This is a genomic window from Oleiphilus sp. HI0117 (assembly GCF_001635235.1).
This window is the reverse complement of record NZ_LWGA01000612.1, coordinates 1-404: the sequence shown is the minus strand read 5'-3', so window position 1 is coordinate 404 and position 404 is coordinate 1. Positions and strand designations below refer to the sequence as shown.

The 404-nt window shown below is 45.5% G+C and carries 1 pseudogene; it reads right to left on the bottom strand.

Annotation, left to right across the window (positions count from 1 at the left end):
- Positions 1-191 precede the first annotated feature (191 nt).
- Positions 192-404, bottom strand: a pseudogene (locus A3757_RS26570) (hypothetical protein); the annotation flags it as partial.

Below are 404 nucleotides of genomic sequence, written 5' to 3'. Positions count from 1 at the left end.
CCTGAGCTAAGCAAAAACTCTACAACGAGGTTAAGATGGCTATAATCAGGTTCTCCTTTCTTAGGATACTCCAATATTTTTACTTTGCTCATTGCAAGAATTCCATTCATTAATACACATAACGCCGCCAGCAACGGCGAGCGAAGCGAGTCCAGCCCACGGCCCTTTGTGGGCGACGTTGGCTGGCCTGGTTATATTTTTCTTTCAATGATGAACCCTGACTCGTCACCACAATGAATATAAATTTCACCGTCACCTTGTAAAGGAGTAGGAAATTCAATTTTACCCCGACCACAAAGGTCATCACCCTCGCAAGTGCCTTGCCAGCTAAACTCAAGATAAGGTGTTCGGTGAGATACCCTAACATCGAGCCACCCTTTTACAGCACCAAAAACGAACTGGCC